This window comes from Corallococcus interemptor (genome assembly GCF_003668875.1).
GTDB classification, from domain to species: domain Bacteria; phylum Myxococcota; class Myxococcia; order Myxococcales; family Myxococcaceae; genus Corallococcus; species Corallococcus interemptor.
In genome coordinates, this window is sequence record NZ_RAWM01000166.1 from 1 (window position 1) to 17,443 (window position 17,443).

The following is a 17,443-nucleotide window of genomic DNA, read 5'->3' on the forward strand; positions in this document are numbered from 1 at the left end:
GACCGGCCCCTGGGTTTCCCCGCGCCCCCGGGCCGCGTCCCCGTTAGCTTGCGCGGGCCATGACGACCCCCGTCTTCCCGCCGCTGCGCGCCGCCTATGAACCGGAGGCCTTCCGGGCCACCGCCCACGCCCTGATGGATCAGCTCGCGGACTACCTGAAGGCCGCGCTCGGTGGGGGCTCGATGCCCGTGCTGCCCTGGGCCCCGCCGGCGGTGAACCAGGAGCGCTTCGCCACGGTCTTCCCCCAGGAGCCGGCGCCGGAGGTGGCCTCCGCCTTCGCGGCGCTGATGACGCGCGTGCTGGAGGGCTCGCACCACCTGCACCACCCGCGCTACGTGGGCCACCAGGTGACGGCGCCCGTGCCCCTGGCCGCGCTGTGCGACGCCGTGTCGTCGCTGCTCAACAACGGCATGGCCGTGTACGAGATGGGCCCCGTCGCCACCGCGATGGAGCACCACGTGCTCGCGTGGATGGCCGGGACGCTGGGCATGCCCTCCACCACCCGGGGCGTGCTCACCTCCGGCGGCAGCGCGGGCAACCTCACCGCCCTGCTCGCCGCGCGCCAGGCGAAGGCCGGCTATGACGCGTGGAATGGCGGCGCGCACGCGGGCCCGCCCCTGACGGTGCTGGTCCCCCGCTCCGCCCACTACTGCCTGGCCCGGTCGGTCCGCATCATGGGCTGGGGCGAGGGCGGCCTCACCCCGGTGGACGTGGATGACCACTTCCGGGTCCGGCCGGACGCCCTGGAGGACGCGCTGGAGCGGGCCCAATGCGCAGGCCGGAAGGCCATCGCCGTGGCGGCCAGCGCGGGCTCCACCGCCACCGGCGCCTTCGACCCGCTGGAGCCCGTGGCGGACTTCGCCGAAAAGCACGGCCTGTGGTTCCACGTGGACGGCGCGCACGGGGCCGCCGCGGCGCTCAGCCCGAAGTACCGCGCGCAGGTGAAGGGGATTGAGCGGGCGGACTCCGTGGTGTGGGACGCGCACAAGGGGCTGCTCATGCCCGCGCTGGTGACGGCGGTGCTCTTTCGCGACGGCGCGCGCTCCTTCGACGCCTTCTCCCAGGAGGCCCACTACCTCTTCCACGGCGACGGCGAGGACTCGCGCCCCTACAGCGACGTGGCCCTGCGCACGCTGGAGTGCACCAAGGAGATGATGCCCCTCAAGGTCTACGCGTGCCTGTCCGTCCTGGGCACGCGCGTCTTCGAGGAGGCCGTCACCGCCTCCTACGACCAGGCCCGCCGCTTCGCGCGCATGCTCACCGCCGCGCCGGACTTCGAGCTGGCCCTGGAGCCCGACTGCAACATCGTCTGCTTCCGCCACACCCCCGCGCACGTCCCGCCGGAGGGCTGGGACGCGCTCCAGGTCCGCCTGCGCGAGGCGTTGGTCTCCCGTGGAAGTTTCTACCTGGTGCAGACGCGGCTGCCCCGGGGGGTGTACCTGAGGACAACCCTCATCCACCCGCTCACCGGGGACGCGGACCTGGAGGCCCTGCTGGACGCGCTCCGGGGGGCGGCCGGGGCCTGAATTTTGTGAGCAAGGGAGTCGCCCTGGCGGGGGAAATGCGATAGGGCGGGGCCGCCATGCTCGTCTCGCTCGTCATTCCCGTCTACAACGAGATTCCCACCCTGGCGGAAATCCTCCGCCGCTGCACCGCCGTGGACTTCCCCAAGGAGCTCGTCCTGGTGGACGACTGCTCCAAGGACGGCAGCCGCGAATTCCTGCGGCAGCTGGCCGAACAGGGGCTGGACATCCTCGGGGGCACGCCGAAGAACCGGAACGAAATCCGGGTGCTCTTCCAGGAGCAGAACCAGGGCAAGGGGGCCGCGCTGCGCCGGGGCTTCGCCGAGGCCACGGGGGACATCATCCTCGTCCAGGACGCGGACCTGGAATACGACCCCAAGGACATCCCGCGGGTCATCCAGCCCATCCTCGACGGCGATGCGGACGTCGTCTTCGGCAGCCGCTTCATCGGGTCGCCGCGCCGGGTGCTGTACTACTGGCACACCGTCCTCAACAACACGCTCACCATGCTCTCCAACATGACGAGCGGCCTGAACCTCACCGACATGGAGACCTGCTACAAGGCCTTCCGCACGGAGGTCCTGCGCTCGGTGACGGTGGAGGAGGACCGGTTCGGCTTCGAGCCCGAAATCACCGCCAAGGTGGCGCGCGGCAACTGGCGCGTCTTCGAGGTGCCCATCAGCTACCACGGGCGCACCTACGAGGAGGGCAAGAAGATTGGCTGGAAGGACGGCGTTCGCGCCCTCTACGCCATCGCGAAGTACTCGCTGAAGCGCTGAGCGGCCTGGACGTCCGCCCGGCCGCTGCCCGGGGGAGCGCGTTTCGAATGCGGACAAGGGAACAGACCGGTGGGTGCGGTTGGTTGTCCAGCGAGCGGCGCCCTCAGCAGGGTTCTGGCTTTTCTTCCTCCGTATTGCGGCGCGTAGTAGTTTCGACAACGCACTCCGTCTGAAGGGCGGGGAGTTTTCCGGCCCTTCCGAAAGTTTCCGTCCCCGTATGTTCGACTGGCTCCACACCCTGTTTTCGCGCGACCTCGCCATCGACCTGGGTACGGCGAACACGCTCATCTACATCCGCGGCCAGGGCATCGTGTCCAACGAGCCCTCCGTCGTGGCGGTGCAGCAGGACTCGCGCGGCGGCAAGAAGGTGCTCGCCGTGGGCAAGGAGGCCAAGGAGATGCTCGGCAGGACGCCGGGCAACATCGTGGCCATCCGGCCCATGAAGGACGGCGTCATCGCCGACTTCGAAATCACCGCCGCGATGCTGCGCTACTTCATCCAGAGCGCGCACAACCGCAAGACGCTGGTGAACCCGCGCATCATCATCGGCATCCCGTCCGGCATCACGGAGGTGGAGCGCCGCGCGGTGCGCGAGGCGGCCGCCAACGCGGGCGCGCGCGAGGTCTACCTCATCGAGCAGCCCATGGCCGCGGCGATTGGCGCGGGCCTGCCGGTGACGGAGCCCAGCGGCAACATGATTGTGGACATCGGCGGTGGCACGTCCGACGTCGCGGTCATCAGCCTCGCGGGCATCGTGTTCGCCAAGTCCGTGCGCATTGGCGGCGACAAGCTGGACGAGGCGATCATCCAGTACGTCAAGCGCAAGTACAACCTGCTCATCGGTGAGCGCACGGCGGAGCTCATCAAGATGGGCATCGGCACGGCGTACCCGACGGACGAGGTCATGACCATGGAGATCAAGGGTCGCGACCTGGTGGCCGGCGTGCCGCGCACGCTGACGGTGTCCAGCGACGAGGTGCGCGACGCGCTCGCGGAGCCCGTCAACGGCATCGTGGAAGCGGTGAAGCTCACGCTGGAGCGCACGCCGCCGGAGCTGGCCGGTGACATCGCCGACAGGGGCATCGTGCTGGCCGGTGGCGGCGCGCTGCTCAAGAACCTGGACACGCTGCTGCGCGAGGAGACGGGCCTGCCGGTGTTCCTCGCGGAGGACCCGCTGTCCGCCGTGGTGATTGGCGCGGGCAAGGCGCTGGAGTCCCTGGACATCCTCCGCCAGGTCTGCCAGCCGGGCTGAGGTTCCCCTCCCCCGCTGCACCGTGACGGCGCCGGACCCTTCTCAGGGGTCGGCGCCGTTCGCGTTCCGGGCGGCCCGGGGCAGCGGCAGCCGGGTGGGCGTGACGATGCGCGCCTCGCAGTTCGGGCGGCGGTCCTCCTGGCGAGCCTGCGCCTCCACGACGGCGCCTCTCAAGAGCATGCCCGGGGGCGGGGTGAGAACGGCCTTCGTGTCCATGCAGGCGTCGAACGCGCGCCGCATCCAGGGGCCGGCGGCGCGGACCGCGAAGCCCTCCAGCGCGTCCATGCGGGCAAGTCCGTCCAGGCGCTGGGTGAAGATGGGGTAGCCCTCCTGCGCGTCGCGCCGGGCGTGGACCAGGGTGGCGGCGGCGCGCAGGCCCGGGGGCAGGCGGATGAGGTCCGGTCCGGCATTGCGGGGCGTGGACACGGCGTGTTTGCGCAGGAGGTCGCGCGCGAGCATCAGCGGCAGCGACGCGTTGAAGAGGTTCTTCGCTCGCGCGTCCCCTGTCCGCGTGAGCTCCAGGGCGAGCAGCGCGGAGACCTCCGGGTCCAGGCGGGACAGCACGGCCTCGGGTTCCTTCACGGCCTGCGCCAGCGCGCGCTTCGGGTCCAGCAGCGTGTCGCGGGTGAGGCGCAGCACGGCGCGGTCCACGGGGGACGTCATGGCCGTCAGCTCTTCCTCCCTGGGCAACCGCTGGCCGGTGAGCAGGTCCAGCAGCGCCACGCGCTCCGGCTGCCGCGCCAGGGCGGTGGGGATCCAGTCGCGCATCACGTAGGACGTATGCTCGGGGCCGGCGGCCGCGGCCGTGCGGCCGGCCAGCACCAGGAAGTCCCAGCTCCGCTGGCGCGCGTCCTCGCCGTAGCGGCGCACCACGGTCGTGGCCGCGTCACGCAGCTGCGCGCGCAGGAGGATGCGCACGTCCAGCTCCAGCGCCTCCAGGGTGTCCGGTGGATGCTTCTCCTCGAGTGCCTTCAGCAGCCTCGACGTCTCGACGACGAAGTCCTGGCGCTCGATGTCACTCCAGTCCTGGGAGCCTTCCAGTTCGAAGCGCCACCGCGCCTCCAGCCACGCGCGGCGGACCTCGGGCGAGTTGGGGAAGCGCTCCGCCAGCGACTGATAGGCGGTGACGGCCTCCCCGGTCCCCAGGGGTGGCGGGATCGAGCGCTGGAGGTAGAGGGCCGCCAGGGGGGAGCCTGGATGTTGTTGCGCGTGCTCGGAGTAGCGGGCGCGGGCCGTGTCGCCTTCGCCAATGTGGCGCATCAGCGCCAGTGCCAGGGATTGCGCGGCCGGGTCCTCCTGCCAGGTGTGCATCAGCATGGCCGCGTAGCCGCGCGTGTCCCGCCAGCGCAGGGCATCCGGGAGGTTCGCCGGCGCCTGCGAGTCCAGCATGAGGACGGCGCGCGCGGCCATCTCCCGCGCCAGGGCATTCCGCGGCTCGACCTGCGCGACGGCGGAGGCCACGCGGCCCGCGGCCTCCCAGCGCCCCGCTTCCGCGAAGGCGCGCGCGGCGGACTCCCAGTTCGCGGCCTGGACGGTGAGCTGTTCGCCCGGCTGGAGCACCGTGGCGCTCTCCGGCAGGGACCTGGAGCGCGGGCGCGCGGAGGTGTCCTCGGAGGAGACGGCCTCCAGCATCGCCGCGCCCTTCACGTTGTAGAGGATGCGCTCGCCGTCGGCCGGCAGCCACACCTCCTCGATGACGGGCGTCTGGCCGGGCCAGGTGGTCACCGCGCGGAGCAGGCCGCTTCCCTGCTTCACGCGGCCCTGTTCCTGCGTTCCGGGCGCCACCACCCAGTGCTCGTCACCGATGCGCACGTCCACGGGGCGCGACAGCCCATTGACGACGGTCACGGCGCGCATGCTGCGCGCGTCCAGCCACATCGCGCCAAACCCCGCCACGGCGCAGAGCCCCAGCGCCACGCTGGCCAGGGTCGTCGCGCGGCGGCGCGACCTGCCGGGCGATGGCGGCACCTGACCGATGACCTGGAGCGAAGCCTTGCCATCCGAGCGCACGAGGTAGCCCTCCAGGGGCCACACCGGCACGCCCAGCACCGTCACGGTGCGCTCGGCGACGAAGGGCGTGCCTGGGGCGGCGCCGCGAGGAGGCGTCCCCTTCCACCGGACGCCCGTGCCCAGCATGGAGGACGTGGCTGGTGGACGGGCCGCGATGACGAAGGCGCCCCGGTCCGCCACCAGCGCCGCGAGCAGTTGCCGGGTGGGGCCCGGAGGCTCGTGCTCCAACCGGCGGGAGAGCGCCGCATGCACCGCCCACGCATCCCCGCGAGAAAGCGCCTCCGACAGCGCGGCATCCGGAAGGAGCTCCGTCAGACGCGGCGCGCGCTCCAGCAGGCCGCTGGGGTCCGTGACAGGGATGAGGGACATGGCCCGCATTCAACCGGGCGCGGCCGGGGGGAAGGCAAGACCCCGCGCCTGAAATCCCGGCCCGAAGCACCCTCGTAGGCCTTCGGCCCCAAAGGCTGTCGTCCAGAGGAGAAGACAAGACCCCGCCGAACTCCCGGCACCAGGACCACCACCGTCCGAGCGCCCTCCCCGCCCGGCCAAGAAAAACCTGTCCGACTGTCGGACAGGTTTTTGGCCGGTCGCTGCCGGGGGTGGCGCTCCGTCCATCTGCCGGGAATCTGTCGGATGGGTTCTTGCAACGCGTCGCGGGTGGGGGAGACGCGTTCCTTGTCTTGAATCCTGTCAGGTCCCGGGCCGAAGCTCCCGCCCCATGGACGCCTTCGACATCGTGATCATCTCCGTCATCGCCGCGCTCGGGGTGGGACGCTTCCTCGTGATGCGTGACCAGCGCCGCGCGCCCCCAGCCGATGCCGGGCCTCACAAGCCGACGCCGCAGCGCATCGCCGGCCGCGTCCTGCTGGGGTACGCCTATGCGATGGCGCTGTTCCTGATTGTGCGCTTCCTCATCAGCCGGATGTGACGGCAGCCTGCCTTGCGTCCCGGTCCGAGCGCGCTTGATGCTCTCCCCATGAACGCTTGGGTCGTGTCAGGCGCCGTGTCCTTCGCGCTGGGGGCGTACCTGCGCCGCCGGGATGCTCGCGGCCCCTCTGGGGGCGTCATCGACCGGCGGCGCCTGACGCCGCTGCAGATCACCTACAGCCTGCTGCTCGCGTATCCGTTCTGCGCTGCCTACGTGGCCCTGGACCTCTCCCTGGGCTCCTGAGCGCCAGCAGCGCCCGGAAACCCAGGGCCTGTCCGGACCTCAGTGCTTGCCGTACTCCAGCTTCACGCCCTTGCGCTGCGCGTAGATGTACGCCTCCATCGCGCGCATCTTCGGGTCGCCGTCCGCCAGCGGCTTGCCGCGCACCGGGTTCTCGATGCACCAGTTGATCATGTCGCGCAGCAGCGCCGTGCGGCCCAGCTGCACCTGGTACTTCGGGTAGGTCTCCGGGTGGGTGTTGGCGCCGTCCGGATGGCACATGTCGCACGACACGCCCACCGTGCCGCCCAGCGCCTCCGCGTCGTGGAACACGCGGTGGCCCTCCTTCACCGTCTCCTGCACGGAGGCCGCCCAGACCTGCTCGTCGCGCTCGGAGTACGCGCCGTAGGTGTGGCCCGTCTGGAGGTTCGCCTTCTGCTGCTGGGGCACCGCGCTGGCGCCCGTCTGCGCGCCCACGCCGCCCTGGCGCACGTCGTTGCCCGCCGGCTTCGCGCCGGGGTTGGGCTGGGGCGCGGGCGGCGGGGACTTCTTCGCGGCCGGAGGCGTGGCCTGCGCCAGCACCGGGCCGGGCACGTCGTCCCAGTTCGCGTTCGGGTTCTTCTTGCGCCAGTCGTCCATCAACTGCGCGGTGGCGGTGATGGCCTGGGCTCGCGTGAGCTTCTGGCCGTCCTTCACGCCGGGCACTTCCATGGACGTCTCACCGTCGCACAGGCCCAGCACCAGGTTGCCGTCCTTGGACGCCGGCAGCACGTGCTTGGGCAGCGGCTCCGCCTTCGTCTCCGGAGACGTGGCGAGCGCCACGCCGCCGGCGAAGGACAGGGCCGCGCACGGGACCACGAGCAGCTTCATTCGCAGGTTCATGGGAGGGATTTCCTCTTCCGGTCCTAGTAGGTGGGCAGCTTGGGCTTGGGGGGCGCGGACTGCTTGCCCCCGGAGCCCAGGTAGGCGGAGCGCACGGTGATGGGGTCGCGCTGCCAGAGGTTGTAGAGCTTGTCCACGAGCCCCGACTCGAGCACGTCCATGCGCCCGTCGCCGCAGCCGTCGAACTGGCTGAACGGATCCGCGCGGTTCATGGGCACCGTGAGCGACGGCAGGCCTTCCGGCGCGTACGGCCACGGCCACGCGGTGGACAGCATCCCGTGGAAGGAGATGTTGCCAATGCGGTTGCTGAGCAACTGGTGCGTGTGGCCGTGGATGACCGTGACCTTCTCGTACGGCTTGAGGATGGCCTGCACCTCGTCCGCGTCGTCGGTCCAGAAGTTCCAGGGCTTGTAGTACTTGTAGAGCGGCGAGTGGCTGAAGACGATGACCGGCGTCGTCTTCGCGACCTTGGCCAGGTCGTTCTGGAGCCACTGGCGCTGCTCGGCGCCCACTTCGAAGCGGGACTGGATGCCGTTGTCGAGGCCCGCGACGATCTTCATGCGCTCCATGGGGGAGAGCTTCCGCTCCGTCCAGAAGTCCTTCTCGTGGATGGAGTTGAGCACCACGAAGTGCACGCCCTTGTGGTCGAAGGAGTAGTTGGGCGCGCCGAAGAGGTCCTTCCACAGCTCGCCCATGTCCAGGAACCAGTCGTGCTCGCCCACCATCATCTTGATGGGGGCCTTCACGGACTTGAGGATTTGAGCGCCCAGCTTGAGCTCACCCGCCTGGCCCAGCTGGGCGAGGTCGCCGCCGAAGAGGACGAAGTCCGGCTGGGGGTCCAGCGCGTTCACGTCGTCCACGGCCTTGAGGATGGCGCGCACGAAGCGGTCGTTGAGCTTGTTCTCGTACAGGTGCGTGTCGGAGATGTACGCGAAGGAGAACTTCGGCTTCTCCCCCTGCGCCTCCGCCACGTTGACCAGCTGGAAGCTGTTGGGCGTGAGCTTGCCCATGCCCGCAACGATGCCAGCGGAGATGCCGGCGACGCGCATGAAGGCGCGGCGGTCCAGCTTCTTGAGGCCCTCGAAGAAGGCGTCGCGCTCGGCGTAGTGCTTCGTCTCGATGCTCTGGAACTTGTTGGCCATGGCGCGCCTCCACTACTTCCGCTGGGTGGTCGTCACCGGGGTGACGTCGCCGTAGAAGCCCAGGTCGGCCGGGTTCTTCTCGGTCAGGTTCGGGTTCGGGGCCAGGTCGCCCAGGTTGCCCTTCTTGCCCATGGCGATGGCGGTGTCCCGCTCCGGCCGGGTGTTCTTCCGGGCGCGCTGCTTCGCCAGCTGCTCCTTGTTGAGCTTGTCGAACTTCGTGTCCGTGAGCGTGAAGAGGAACGCCACCAGGTCGTCGATTTCAGGCTCCGTGAGCCCCAGCCGCTGCATCCCCCCGTCCAGATAGGGATTGGCCACGCCGCCCTTGTTGTAGTGGTCCATCACGTCCCACAGCGTGGTGAGCGACCCGTCGTGCATGTACGGGCCGGTGATGCCCACGTTGCGCAGGGTGGGCGTCTTGAACGAGCCCACGTCGTTCTCCTGCTTGGTGACGAGGAAGCGGCCCAGCTCGGAGAACTCCGAGTTGAGCGCCAGCTCGTCAATCTGCTTCTCGTCACCGGTGCGCACCACCTGCACGCCCTTGCGCGCCAGGGTGACGAAGTCCTGCTTGTGCGCGGCGACGCCGATGTTGTGGAACTTCTGGTCGCTGAACAGCGGGGACACTGCGTTGCCCGCGTGACAGGAGTTGCAGCGCGCCTTGCCGTTGAAGAGCGCCCAGCCGTTCTTCTCGCTCGCGCTGAGCGCCTTGCCGTCTCCCGCGATGAACCGGTCGAAGCGCGCGTCGCCGGAGAACTGCATCCGTTCGAACGCGGCGATGGCCACCGCCAGGTCGTCGAAGTTGGGCTCGCGGCCGAAGACCTTCTGGAAGTCGGTGACGTACTCCGGGATGCCGCGCACCTTCTTCACGACGGTGTCCGGGTCCGGCATGCCCATCTCGCGCGGGTTGAGGATGGGCAGCTTCGCCTGGTCCTCCAGCGTGCCCGCGCGGCCGTCCCAGAACTGGGTGGCGTTGAAGAGGGCGTTGAGGACGGTGGGGCTGTTGCGCGTCACCTTCTGCCCCTTGACGCCCTCCGACAGCGGCTTGCCGTCCGTGAAGCCCAGCTCCGGCTCATGGCACGTCATGCAGGACACGGTGTTGTCCACCGACAGGCGCTTGTCGCGGAAGAGCTTCTCGCCCAGGGCCACCCGCTCGGGCGTGGGCTCCAGGCCCTTGGGCACCGAGAGCCGCCACAGCGTCGCGGAGACGCCCGGCGGCAGCTTCGGCGGTGTCGCGTTCGCGGGGGGTGAAGGGGGAGGTGCTGCCAGTCCCACGCCGGTGTTGAGCACCACGGCGAGCATCGTGACGACGCCCGAAGGCAGCCGCATGAACGCCTCCTGCCCGTTCTCTGGAGCCGCCGCGGGACATCCGCTCGGGCCCGAGGCCGGTCCGGGCATTTCATGCAACCCACGCGAACCATTCAACGGTCTCTCCGTCCCAGGGGAGGGAGAGTGTCTGGGATTGGAACGTCAGACGTCACGGGCCGCCAGCCGTGAGCGGAAAGCCACGCGTGGGCTTCATCTTTCCGCCCGTGCGCGACGAGGAAATCCACGCGGTCTCCGGCCACGGGGACGGTGGACTCGTCGAAGAGGACGGTGCCCGTCTCGCGCTCCAGCACGAGCGGGACGAGCGCCTCCTCCAGGTTGCCGGTGGCGGGAGGGACGATGTTCTCCACCTGCGGGGCCTCCAGGCGCCAGGACTCGCGGGACACGGCGCCCTGTTCACAGCGCGTCACCCAGACGTCCAGGTCGCGCTCCGCGCCGAAGAGGACATGGCCGCCCGTGGCGCTCACGGTGTCGGTGGACACGCCGACGTGGCGCCGGTGCAGGGCGGTGTAGCTGCGGGCGGTGCGCTGGAGGGCGCGCACGCGCTCGGCGAAGAGGAGGTTGACGCCCTCGTTGTGGGTGAGGCCCACGAAGCCCTGGCGCCCTTCGGGCTCCGCGCGCAGGAGCGTGCGCTCCTCCAGCCCGTTGCCGAAGAGGACGCGGAAGCCCTCCTGCTGTGCGCGCTTGAGCGTGGCGTCACTGGAGTCCACCAGCAGCACGGCCTCGTCGCGCGCCTGGAGCGCGTGCGCCACCTGCCGCGCGAGCGCGTTGGCGCCCAGGAGGACGTAGCCCCGGGGCACCACGCGGCGAACGCCCAGCAGCCCCGCCACGACGCCGCCGGACAGCCCCTGCACCACCACCGTCACGCCGATGACCAGGAACACCAGCGCGCGCAGGGCCTGGCCCTCCTGCACGCCCTGGGCGCCCAGGCGCGTGGCGAACAGCGACGCCACGGCGGCGGCGACGATGCCGCGCGGGCCCAGCCACGCGATGAAGGCCTTCTCGTTGCGGGACAGGCCGGAGCCGGCGGTGGACGCGGCGACGGCCACCGGCCGCACCACGAGCATCAGGACGAGCACGGTGAGGAGGCCCCGCCAGCCCAGCGCCGTCACCTGGGACAGCCGCATGTCCGCGGCCAGCAGGATGAAGAGCATGCCCAGGAGCATCAGGGTGAGCTGTTCCTTGAAGGCGAGCACCTCCCGGCGGGCGGGCACCTTGCCGTTGCCCACGACGAGCCCCGCGGCGATGGCGGCCAGCACGCCGCTCTCCGGCGCGAGCGCGTTGCTCACCTGGAAGGCGCCCAGCACCAGGGCCAGGGTGAAGACGTTGGTCATGTCCTCCGGCACCCAGGAGGCCTTGCGCAGCCCCACGGTGATGAGGAGGCCGGTGAGGGCGCCCACGGCGAGCCCCACGCCCCAGCGCGAGCCCAGCGCGCTCACCAGCAGCCACGGCCCCTCTTCCGCGTGCAGCGCCATGTCCAGCGCGACCACGGCGATGATGGCGCCCACGGCGTCCACGAAGATGCCCTCGGCCTCCAGCACGGTGGCGACGCGGTGGGTGACGCGCACGCGGCGCAACAGCGGCGTGATGACGGTGGGGCCGGTCACCATGACCAGGGTGCCGAACAGGGCGGACACCTTCCAATCCCAGCCCATGAGCGCGCGGGCGGCGAGCGTGCCACCCACGGCGGTGATGGCCGCGCCCAGGGTGACGAGCCGCTGGATGGAGCGGGCCTCGCGGCGCAGCTTGCGCACGTCCAGGCTCATGGCGCCTTCAAAGAGGATGACGGACACGGAGAAGCCGACGACGGTCTGGAGCGCGGGCCCCAGCGACGCGGGCTGGATGAGTCCCAGGGCTTCCGGGCCCAAGAGCACGCCCGCGGACAGGAGCACGACGATGCCGGGCACGCTCAGGTGCCGGGCCAGCAGCTGCGCGAGGATGCCGGCCACCAGGGACAGGCCCAGCGTCAGGGAGGGATTGGCGAGTGCGGGAGAGGCCATGGATGCGGCCGCGCACCGTAGCCGCTCGCATGCGGCGTGGACCGGCGCTCCGGGCCGAGGGTTGGCCGGGAGACGGAGTCCCTGCCGGGTCAGGGGGCGGCTTCGCTCGCGAGGGTGACGAGTGCTCCGACGAGGCTCTCCACCTCCCAGTCGATGGCGAACACGGCGGCCTGGAGCCGCGTGGCGTCCGGGGCGGTGCCGGCGAGCAGTGCCCGCGCACGGCGGAGGGCCGCCGCGAGCCCGTGCGCTTCGAGGAGGTGCAGGGGCCCCGTGATGGACTCGAACGCGCGCTCGTACTCGTCGGGGGCGCCCTTCTTGAGCGCCGCCGTGAGCGTCAGCCGGGCCTGCTCCAGCGCCTGGGCGGAGGAGCGGGCCAGCGCCGCGCTCGCCTGCGGATCTCCCGCCCCCCACTGCCGCAGCTTCGTGAAGCTGAAGTCCGGCGCCAGGACCAGGGCGTCCGCGGCGGCCCCGGGGGCACGAGGGGCCGCTTCCGGCGGCTGCGCGGGCGCCTCCGGCACCTCGCGGGAAGTGCACCGGGCCATCTTCCTGAACAGGACGGCCTCGTCGAAGGGCTTGCCGATGAAGTCCGTGAACCCCGCGGACAGGACCTGGCTCTCCTCCCAGACCCGCGTGGAGGCCGAGATGGCGATGATGGGAATCTGGCGGAGCCGTTCGTCCGGGAGCCGCCGGATGACCTTCAACGCGTCGTATCCATCCAGCACCGGCATGTGCAGGTCCATGAGGACCAGCTCGTAGCTCCCCTGGCGGAGGCGCTCCACCGCCTCGCGCCCGTTCCTGACGGCGTCGAACGACACGCCCCAGTGCTCGAACCAACGGGCCAGCACGTAGGTGTTGACCTCGTTGTCCTCCACCACGAGCACCTTCAGGCCCCGCAGGGCCTGTGGGGACGCCGCGCTGCTGGGAGCCGTGCCGGCGGCGGCGCCCTCCGCCACGGCCTTCAAGCGCAGGTCGAAGGAGAAGCACGTCCCCCGTCCGACCTCGCTCTCCACGACCATCTTGCTGCCATGCAGCGCCACCAGCTTCCGGCTGATGGAGAGGCCCAGCCCCGTCCCGCCGTACTTCATCCCGATGTCGTAGTTCGCCTGGGTGTACTCCTCGAAGATGGCGGCCAGCCGGTCCGGTGGAATCCCGATGCCCGTGTCGCGCACCTGGAAGGCGAGGTCACACGCATCGCCGTCCCGGGACCGGAGGGCCACGCTCACCGTGACCCCGCCCTTCTCCGTGAACTTGAGGGCGTTGCTCACGAGGTTCGTGAGGATCTGCCCGAGCTTGACCGGGTCTCCCAAGAGGCCGGCAGGGACCCGCTCGTCGATCTCCATCTGGAGCCGCAGCCGCTTCTCCTCGGCCCGGGCGGCCTGGCCGTTCAGGATGTCGCCCAGCAGCTCCCGGAGGGAGAACTCGCGCTGCTCCAGCGAGAGCTTGCCCGCTTCAATCTTGCTCCAGTCCAGGATGTCGTTGACCAGCGCGAGCAGGTTGCCGGACGCGGAGCCGAGGATGCGCAGGTACTTCGACTGCTTGTCGGAAAGCGTCGTCATCCCCAGGAGCCGCGTGGCGGCGGTGATGGCGTTGAGGGGGTTGCGGATCTCATGGCTGAGGGTCGCGAGCAGCGCCGACTTGGACTGGGCCAGCTGTTCCGCCTTGCGGCGGGCCATCAGCAGCTCGCGCTCGTAGCGCTTGCGCTCCGTCATGTTGAAGAGCGTCGTCCGGACGAAGCGGGGCCGTCCGAGCGCGTCCCGCTTCTGCACGGAGTTGATCAGCGCGGGCAGCGGACGACCGTCGGCACAGACGATGTCCAGCGAGAGCTCCTGGACGAAGCCCTGCATCTGGAGCAGGGGCGCGTAGTGGGTCTCGTGGAAGATGCGGCCCGCGACCGTGAGCAGCTCCCAGAACCGCTTGCCGCCGAGCAGGGCCTCCCTGGAATGGCCCGTCCAGGTCAGGAAGGTCTGGTTGACCTTGAGGATGCGTCCATCCGGGCTGGTGGAGAGGTAGCCGCACGGAGCATTCTCATACAGCTCCTCCGCCGAGTCCTCGGAAGGTTCTTTCTCCGGCTCCGTGTCGGCGCGGCCTTCCATCATTCCCTTTCAGGAGCCCAGGAAGGGCTTCATCGCCGCGATTGTCTCTTCGGGAGCGCTCAGGTTCGGGCAGTGGCCGGTCGCCTTGAGGAGGACCATCTGGCCCGCGGGCAGCTGCCGGCACACGTACTCCCCCACCGCCTCCCCCGCGATGACGTCGTTCGAGCACTGGAGCACGAGGGAAGGCGTCTGGACCTTCGGAAGCTCGGCCCGGTGGTCGGAGAGGAAGGTCACCCGCGCGAACTGCTTCGCGATGTCGGGATCCATGCGGCAGAAGCTGTTGGTGAGCTCCGCGCCCAGCTCCGGCCGGTCCGGGTTGCCCATGATGACGGGCGCCATGGTGCTGGACCAGCCCAGGTAGTTGTCGTCGAGCGACTCCAGCAACTGCAGGATGTCCTCGCGAGAGAAGCCTCCGACATACTCGCCGTCGTTGATGTAGCAGGGCGAGGGGCCAATGAGCACGAGCCTGGCGAAGCGCTCCGGCTCCTTGATGGCCGCCAGCACGCCCACCATCGCACTCACCGAGTGACCGACGAAGACCACCTGTTCGAGCCGCAGCGCGTGACAGAGCTCCAGGACGTCATCGGCGTATCCCTCCAACGTGCCGTACCGGTTGCGGTCATAGGCCGCGACCTCCGAGCCGCCAGCCCCCACGTGGTCGAAGAGCACGGTGCGGTAGTCCTGCTCGAACGCGGGCGCGACGAACCGCCACATGTTCTGGTCACAGCCGAAGCCGTGGGAGAACACCATGGGCTGCGCGCCCTGCCCCTTCACCTTGACGTTGTTCCGGACGAGGACGTTCATGTGGGTCTCTCCGCTGCGGAAGAAGGCTTCAGGTCAGCCCTAGGTTCATGGGGATGGACAGTCAACCCATGAATCAGTGAGGGGGTCCCTACTGATTGGATCAATTCTTTCCTGAGGGAAGAGTCCAGCCCTGACAGCATTCATCGCCTGAGCGTCTCAGGGCTCTGGGACACGCAGGTCGCGTGAGCGCAGCAGCATGGCGGACGCCGTGGCCGGAGCGAGCACCGACGCGATGATGATGCCCCAGTCCCACGGGCCTCGCGCCCTCGCGGCGTTGAAGGCGAGTGCCTGGACCAGGGTCAGACAGGCATCCGCCGTGGTGAGCCGTCCCAGCAGCGTGGCCAGCCCGTCGCGCCAGCGGCGCAAGAGCAACAACAGACCCGCGATGAGCGCCACGTCGAATGCCACCCAGCCGTGCTGTACCCACGGCGAGGGGAACCAGTGCGCGCTCATGGGCAGCGCGAGCAGCACCGTCCACGGCACCAGCAGCGCCGTCAGCGCACGCACGAACAGGCGCGGCCGGCGCAGCAGCGTCACGAGCCCGAACTTCACCAGGCTTCCCCGCGCGAAGGCCCGGAGCGCGTCGTAGATGGCCCACGGCGCGGGCTCGTCCTTCGGATGGGACAGGTAGAGCGTCACCCATGAATCCGGGCGGAACTTCGCCTTGAACGAGCGCAGGCCCTCGAAGTCGAACAGCGGACGGCCTGCCTTGCGCGCGAAGCGCAGCCACGGCCGCACCGGCCCCGCGAGCGGCGCCAGGCCCAGCGTCACGTACTTCCGCCCGTTCAGCACCGCGGCGCGCATCGCCGCGTCCACCAGCGTCTCCGCCGTGCCGTTGGGCGCGGTGGGTTCGCGCAGCAGGTCCTGGAGGAACCAGCCTTCGCGCGCGTACACCGGCGTCACCGACAGGAAGCCCACCACGCGGCCCTCCACCTCCGCCACGAAGGCGCGGCGCTCGCGGGCGAAGGCCCCGGGGGCAAGCCCCACCAGGAAGCCCATGGTCGCCATGCGGCGCGACGCGAGCCAGTGCTCGGCCAGCACCTCCACCGCCGCTCGCAGCGGGTGGCCTTCGGTCTCCATCACCTCCGCGGGCACCTCGCGCACGCGCACGCCGTGGGAGCGCGCGCGGCGCAGCTGTTCGCGCAGGCTGCGGCTGCCCTTCACCACCGCGTCCCACTTCGACGGGTCCCACACCGGCTGCTCGCCGATGGGCAGCTCCTCGAACGGGACCAGCTGGGAGAAGCGCGACTCCGTGGCGAAGAAGTTCACGCGCTTGCCCGCGCTCCGGGCCGCCCGGTGGAAGCCCTCCACCACGTCGCGCACGCGCTCCTGCGAGGCGATGGGGCCGCCTCCCGCCACCCACGCGCCGCCCGTGTCCACGTAGGCGATGCAGCCGTCCCCCTCCGGCGGGAACCAGTACTCGAAGCCCGGCTGCAGCACCTGGAAGGACGTCGCGTTCCAGCCGTGATGCTTGAGCAACGCCAGCACCCGCTCGCGCGGGTCGCCTGCGGTGTCCTGGAGGGAATCGGCCATGGGGTTTGCACTCAAACTACGTCCCACGGGGCAGCCCCGCCAGCCAAAGCCGCCCGGTGGGAGAGCCACTCCGGGCGCTCCCACGCACAACAGGAGGACGTCCGTCCTTGATGGGGATATCAGGGCCGGAAGCCGGGCCCCCAGGGGGCGGACCTGCCTTGGGTGGCCCGGCTTGCAGTACCGCTCAGGTCCCGTCGTCGTCCGCGTCGTCCCCGCCGCCGTCGTCCGCCGGGGCCCGGCCGAGCAGCCGGTCCACCTCCGCGTGCGCGGACTCCGCCTGCGCCGCGCTGATGCGCTTGTACGTCTTGAGTGAGTCCACCACGCGGTGCGCGTGCTTCCACAGCGCGCGGGAACCGCTGGAGGGCGAGCGCTTTCGCGGAGACGGCAGCATCGCGGCGAGCACCGCGCCCTGCGCCACGGAGAGCTGCGACGCGGACACGCCGAAGTGGTCGCGCGCTCCGGCCTCAATCCCATACACGCCGTTCCCCCACTCCACCACGTTGAGGTACAGCGTCAGGATGCGCTGCTTCGTCAGCGCCTCCTCCAGCCGGTGCGCCAGCACCAGCTCCTTGAGCTTGCGCACCAGGCTCCTGTCCGTGGACAGCCAGAGGTTCTTCGCCAGTTGCTGCGTCAGCGTGGACGCCCCGCGCCCCAGCTTCCCCGCCTCCACCGACTGCCCCACCGCGCGCGCCAGCTCCACCGTGTCCACGCCGTCGTGCAGGTAGAAGCTCGCGTCCTCGGAGAGGAGCACCGCGTCCACCGCGGGCTTGGACACCGCCGACAGCGGCACCCACTGCTGCTTGCGGCGCGGCTTGCGTCCGGCCTCGCGCGCCTCGCTCGCGCGCTGCTCGATGAGCGCCGTCGTCTTCGGGTTCTCCTTCACCAGCGCCTCCGCGTCCGGCAGCCCGGCGAACGTGAGCACCGAGATTCCCAGCACCCCCACCAGCACGCCCCCCAC

General features: G+C 70.4%; 14 protein-coding genes. 5 read left to right on the plus strand and 9 right to left on the minus strand.

Going from position 1 to position 17,443, the window contains the following annotated elements:
• Positions 1-59 precede the first annotated feature (59 nt).
• The 3 genes from D7X96_RS35215 (at position 60) to D7X96_RS35225 (ending at position 3,554) form a co-directional block, all read left to right on the plus strand.
• Positions 60-1,526, plus strand: coding sequence for a pyridoxal phosphate-dependent decarboxylase family protein (locus D7X96_RS35215; RefSeq protein WP_121771719.1), 1,467 nt, complete (start codon positions 60-62; stop codon positions 1,524-1,526).
• A gap of 56 nt (positions 1,527-1,582) precedes the next feature.
• Positions 1,583-2,302, plus strand: a complete 720-nt coding sequence (locus tag D7X96_RS35220) for a glycosyltransferase family 2 protein (RefSeq protein WP_120552057.1) — start codon at positions 1,583-1,585, stop codon at positions 2,300-2,302.
• A gap of 217 nt (positions 2,303-2,519) precedes the next feature.
• On the plus strand, positions 2,520-3,554 hold the full coding sequence (locus tag D7X96_RS35225) for a rod shape-determining protein (RefSeq protein WP_014400170.1): 1,035 nt from the start codon (positions 2,520-2,522) through the stop codon (positions 3,552-3,554).
• Between the two features lie 42 nt (positions 3,555-3,596).
• On the opposite strand, the gene D7X96_RS35230 is transcribed toward D7X96_RS35225, so the two are convergent.
• Positions 3,597-5,933 (minus strand): hypothetical protein, encoded by a 2,337-nt coding sequence (locus D7X96_RS35230; protein WP_121771720.1) that lies wholly within the window; start codon positions 5,931-5,933, stop codon positions 3,597-3,599.
• Positions 5,934-6,282: 349 nt separating this feature from the next.
• Here D7X96_RS35230 and D7X96_RS35235 point away from each other — a divergent pair, with 349 nt between their 5' ends.
• Together D7X96_RS35235 and D7X96_RS35240 are read left to right on the plus strand one after the other, a co-directional pair.
• Positions 6,283-6,492: a hypothetical protein gene (locus tag D7X96_RS35235; protein ID WP_120552059.1), complete on the plus strand. Its 210-nt coding sequence runs from the start codon at positions 6,283-6,285 to the stop codon at positions 6,490-6,492.
• Positions 6,493-6,540: 48 nt separating this feature from the next.
• Positions 6,541-6,735: a hypothetical protein gene (locus tag D7X96_RS35240; RefSeq protein ID WP_121723867.1), complete on the plus strand. Its 195-nt coding sequence runs from the start codon at positions 6,541-6,543 to the stop codon at positions 6,733-6,735.
• A 39-nt stretch (positions 6,736-6,774) separates the two neighbouring features.
• Here D7X96_RS35240 and D7X96_RS40565 read toward each other — a convergent pair whose 3' ends face one another.
• The 8 genes from D7X96_RS40565 to D7X96_RS35280 all read right to left on the minus strand — a co-directional run.
• On the minus strand, positions 6,775-7,593 hold the full coding sequence (locus D7X96_RS40565) for a c-type cytochrome (protein WP_199747013.1): 819 nt from the start codon (positions 7,591-7,593) through the stop codon (positions 6,775-6,777).
• Between the two features lie 23 nt (positions 7,594-7,616).
• Entirely contained in the window at positions 7,617-8,735 is a 1,119-nt protein-coding gene (locus tag D7X96_RS35250; protein WP_120552061.1) for a metallophosphoesterase family protein, read from the minus strand.
• A gap of 12 nt (positions 8,736-8,747) precedes the next feature.
• Positions 8,748-10,058 (minus strand): cytochrome-c peroxidase, encoded by a 1,311-nt coding sequence (locus D7X96_RS35255; protein WP_121723866.1) that lies wholly within the window; start codon positions 10,056-10,058, stop codon positions 8,748-8,750.
• A 92-nt stretch (positions 10,059-10,150) separates the two neighbouring features.
• Entirely contained in the window at positions 10,151-12,055 is a 1,905-nt protein-coding gene (locus D7X96_RS35260; protein ID WP_121723865.1) for a cation:proton antiporter, read from the minus strand.
• A gap of 89 nt (positions 12,056-12,144) precedes the next feature.
• Entirely contained in the window at positions 12,145-14,151 is a 2,007-nt protein-coding gene (locus tag D7X96_RS35265) for a PAS domain-containing hybrid sensor histidine kinase/response regulator (RefSeq protein ID WP_121771721.1), read from the minus strand.
• Positions 14,152-14,157: 6 nt separating this feature from the next.
• Positions 14,158-14,952 (minus strand): alpha/beta fold hydrolase, encoded by a 795-nt coding sequence (locus D7X96_RS35270; protein ID WP_121723863.1) that lies wholly within the window; start codon positions 14,950-14,952, stop codon positions 14,158-14,160.
• Between the two features lie 156 nt (positions 14,953-15,108).
• Positions 15,109-16,485, minus strand: coding sequence for a bifunctional lysylphosphatidylglycerol flippase/synthetase MprF (locus tag D7X96_RS35275; protein WP_167510917.1), 1,377 nt, complete (start codon positions 16,483-16,485; stop codon positions 15,109-15,111).
• A 184-nt stretch (positions 16,486-16,669) separates the two neighbouring features.
• Positions 16,670-17,443 (minus strand): biosynthetic peptidoglycan transglycosylase (locus D7X96_RS35280; protein WP_121771722.1); only part of this gene is annotated, 774 nt, incomplete at its 5' end.

Coding starts and splice junctions, on each gene's coding strand:
- D7X96_RS35255 (WP_121723866.1), bottom strand. CDS start 10,058: ATGCGGCTGCCTTCGGGCGTCGTCACGATGCTCGCCGTGGTGCTCAAC.
- D7X96_RS35270 (WP_121723863.1), bottom strand. CDS start 14,952: ATGAACGTCCTCGTCCGGAACAACGTCAAGGTGAAGGGGCAGGGCGCG.
- D7X96_RS35260 (WP_121723865.1), bottom strand. CDS start 12,055: ATGGCCTCTCCCGCACTCGCCAATCCCTCCCTGACGCTGGGCCTGTCC.
- D7X96_RS35220 (WP_120552057.1), top strand. CDS start 1,583: ATGCTCGTCTCGCTCGTCATTCCCGTCTACAACGAGATTCCCACCCTG.
- D7X96_RS35275 (WP_167510917.1), bottom strand. CDS start 16,485: ATGGCCGATTCCCTCCAGGACACCGCAGGCGACCCGCGCGAGCGGGTG.
- D7X96_RS35225 (WP_014400170.1), top strand. CDS start 2,520: ATGTTCGACTGGCTCCACACCCTGTTTTCGCGCGACCTCGCCATCGAC.
- D7X96_RS35215 (WP_121771719.1), top strand. CDS start 60: ATGACGACCCCCGTCTTCCCGCCGCTGCGCGCCGCCTATGAACCGGAG.
- D7X96_RS35265 (WP_121771721.1), bottom strand. CDS start 14,151: ATGATGGAAGGCCGCGCCGACACGGAGCCGGAGAAAGAACCTTCCGAG.
- D7X96_RS35240 (WP_121723867.1), top strand. CDS start 6,541: ATGAACGCTTGGGTCGTGTCAGGCGCCGTGTCCTTCGCGCTGGGGGCG.
- D7X96_RS35235 (WP_120552059.1), top strand. CDS start 6,283: ATGGACGCCTTCGACATCGTGATCATCTCCGTCATCGCCGCGCTCGGG.
- D7X96_RS35250 (WP_120552061.1), bottom strand. CDS start 8,735: ATGGCCAACAAGTTCCAGAGCATCGAGACGAAGCACTACGCCGAGCGC.
- D7X96_RS35230 (WP_121771720.1), bottom strand. CDS start 5,933: ATGTCCCTCATCCCTGTCACGGACCCCAGCGGCCTGCTGGAGCGCGCG.
- D7X96_RS40565 (WP_199747013.1), bottom strand. CDS start 7,593: ATGAACCTGCGAATGAAGCTGCTCGTGGTCCCGTGCGCGGCCCTGTCC.